Annotated in this window: 3 protein-coding genes; 2 read left to right on the top strand and 1 reads right to left on the bottom strand. The window is 69.8% G+C overall.

The annotated features are described in order from the left end of the window. Positions 1 to 849: GTPase Era (gene era, locus VE172_RS20730; RefSeq protein ID WP_324803895.1), on the top strand; the 849-nt coding region annotated here is incomplete at its 5' end. A 66-nt stretch (positions 850 to 915) separates the two neighbouring features. Further along, positions 916 to 1,701: a hypothetical protein gene (locus tag VE172_RS20725; RefSeq protein WP_324803894.1), complete on the top strand. Its 786-nt coding sequence runs from the start codon at positions 916 to 918 to the stop codon at positions 1,699 to 1,701. On the opposite strand, the gene VE172_RS20720 is transcribed toward VE172_RS20725, so the two are convergent. Further along, on the bottom strand, positions 1,688 to 2,866 hold the full coding sequence (locus tag VE172_RS20720) for a glycosyltransferase (RefSeq protein ID WP_324803893.1): 1,179 nt from the start codon (positions 2,864 to 2,866) through the stop codon (positions 1,688 to 1,690). The two genes, VE172_RS20725 and VE172_RS20720, sit on opposite strands and share 14 nt — an antisense overlap. Positions 2,867 to 2,974: the final 108 nt, after the last annotated feature.

Genomic DNA, 2,974 nt, shown 5'->3' with positions numbered 1-2,974 from the left:
AACGCCGGAAAGTCCACATTGACCAACGCGATCATCGGCTCCAAGATCGCCATCACCTCCAACCGTCCCCAGACCACCCGTCACGTGGTCCGCGGCATCCTGCACCGTCCACAGTCCCAGCTCATCCTGGTTGACACCCCCGGACTCCACAAGCCGAAGACGCTGCTGGGCGAGCGCCTCAACGACCAGGTGCGCCAGACCTGGGCCGAGGTCGACGTGGTGGGCGTGTGCATCCCGGCCAACGAGCCGCTCGGACCCGGAGACCGCTTCATCGCCCGCGAGGTGGAGGGCCTGCGCGCCAAGGTGATCGCCGTGGTCACCAAGTGCGACCTGGTGAGCAAGGCCCAGCTGGCCAAGCAGCTGATGGCCGTCAACGAGATGTCCGACTTCGCCGAGATCGTGCCCGTGAGCGCGGTGACCGAGGAGCGCCTCGACATCCTGGTGGACGTGCTGTCGGCGCACCTGCCCGAGTCCCCGCAGCTGTACCCCGACGACATGATCACCGACGAACCCGAGCGGGTCATGATCGCCGAGCTGGTGCGCGAGGCCGCCCTGGAGGGCGTCCGCGACGAGCTGCCCCACTCCATCGCCGTGGTCATCGAGGACATCGAGGACGAGGAGACCGAGGACGGCCCGCGCAAGAAGATCTACGCCGAGATCTATGTGGAGCGCTCGTCCCAGAAGGCCATCGTGATCGGCAAGGGCGGCTCGCGCCTGCGCGTCGTGGGAACCCACGCCCGCAAGGAGATCGCGAAGCTGCTCGACTCGCGCGTCTACCTCGACCTGCACGTCCGCATCGCCAAGGACTGGCAGAAGAACCCGAAATACCTGCAGCGGCTCGGCTTCTAAATCTCGGTTCCGGTCGATGGGGGGACCTCCTCTCAGCGTTTGTTCGATTTGGTGAGGCATCCTTAGATGGTGATCGGCATCGACGGGCACCGACAAGGCGGCGTGGCTCCCGCCCCCGACGAGGCGTTCCCGTCCTTCGCGGAGCTGCGCGACAAGGCGGTCGGCAACCGCCGCACCACCTCGGTGGTGGACGAGGTGCTGTACGGGGTCTCCCAGGAGCCGCCCGCCTCCGACGACCACCCCCGCGACATCCGACGCGACATCGTGGACACATCGCTGCGGCTGGTGGATTCCGCCTCCCGCCGCGAATCCGCGGTTCACCAGGCCCCCATGGACATCCACCGCGACGACGCCGACTGGCCCAGGCGCTTCGCCGAACTGGCCGCCGCCGTCGACCCCGAGGTCTCCAACGCGGGAGTGGCCGCCGAGGTGGTCGCCCAGTGCGCCCGCGTGCCGTCGGGAATGGACAAGCTGATCAAGGTCCTGGTCGGCGCCGCGGCCCGCCGCCTGGTCGACGCGGGCCCCCGCCGTCCCGAAACCGTGCGCTCCCACCTGGTCGACGCCGCGATCCACGCCGACATCGCCTGGTGCGCCACCCACGGCGAGCTCGCGCGCTGTCCCTCCTGGGCGGACCATCGCGCCACGACCCCCGAGCGCGTGATCCTCACCGAGCTGCGCCGCTACCTGCCCCGCACCGCGGCCGAGCCCGCCGAGGCGGCGTCGCTGTCGCTGCCGGAGCCGGTGGCCGAGCTGCTGGTCAAGCTGCTGGACGCCGGCCGCTGGCCCTCGGCCGCGCAGCGCCGCGTGGTCGAGGAGGTGCGCGGCCGCCTGCACCGCGTCAAGCCCGACTGACCGCCAGCTCCCGCTGCTCCACCAGCCGGGTGAACAGCTTCTCGTAGTCGACGATGATCTCGTCGGGCGTGAAGCACCGCGCCCGCCGCCGCGCCGCCCGCGCCAGCCGCCGCCGCAGCCGCGTGTCGGCGATCAGCCGATCCAGCTGCGCGCCGAACCCCGCGGCGTCTCCCACGGGGCTCAGCATGCCGTCCTGCCCGGGGGTGATGATCTCGGGCGGCCCGTACCGGCACGCCGTCGACACCACGGGCAGCCCGGCGTGCATCGCCTCCACGATCGTCAGCCCGAAGGACTCGAAGTCGGAGGTCACGGCGGCGATCTCGCCCCCGGCCCACTCCCGGTCCATCGGCGTGATCTCGCCCGGGAACCACACCCGGGCACCCAGCCCGAGCGCGTCGGCCCGCTGCCGCAGCTCGTCGCGCATGCTCCCGTCCCCGACGATCCGCAGCGTCCAGTCCCGATGCCGCCGGGCCACCAAGGCGAAGGCGTCCAGCAGCATCATGAAGTTCTTCGGCGTCTCCAACCGCCCGGCGGCGACGATCGTGCGACTGTCCCCCCGCGACGGCGGCTCGGCCGGGATCGGCACCGAGTTGGGAATGCACTCCACCCGCGACGCCAGCCGCGGCAGCGCCCGCCGGTGATGCTCGGCGTCCCGCTCGGTCAGCGTCACGATCGCGTCCATCCGCTGGTACGCCACGGAAAGCTCCGTCCGCAGCGAGTCCTCGTGATGCTCGTAGAACATGTGCTCCTGCGCGATGACCGCCGCCCGCGGCCGCAGCCGCGACAGGTACACGTTGATGCCCGGCGTCGTCCCGATGACCACCTCGGCGTCGCAGCCGGCCAGGAATCCCGCCAGCCGCTCGTCGATCAGGCCGTTGTAGACGTTCCCGTAGAACGTGTCGCCCCGCGGATAGATCCGCGACGCCCGCGCCTCCAGCCGCCGCTCCCGCGATGTCCTCCGCCGCCCACTCGGCGAAACCCCATCGACCAGGGCCACGAGCCGAACCCTCGGATCGACCGCGAACCGTGGTCGCGGACGTTGTCGGAACATGGAGACGATCTCCACCTGATGCCCGCGCACTGCCAGTGCCGATGCTGTGGTCAGGGTGGCGCGAGTGATGCCCCCGACCCGGTCCAGCGAGTGAACCAAGAATGTGACCTTCATGTGACCCCTTTGTTCAGCTGGAGAAGGAGATTCCGCTGCCTATCAGGATTTAGGGGCACGGCACGTTCATCTGTCGGGTTTCTGCGGTTAATCAGTCGGGTTTGAGAA

The sequence above is a fragment of the Stackebrandtia sp. genome, from assembly GCF_035643755.1.
Lineage (GTDB): Bacteria > Actinomycetota > Actinomycetes > Mycobacteriales > Micromonosporaceae > Stackebrandtia.
Note: the sequence above shows the minus strand (reverse complement) of the source record. Positions and strands in the feature narration are given on the sequence as shown.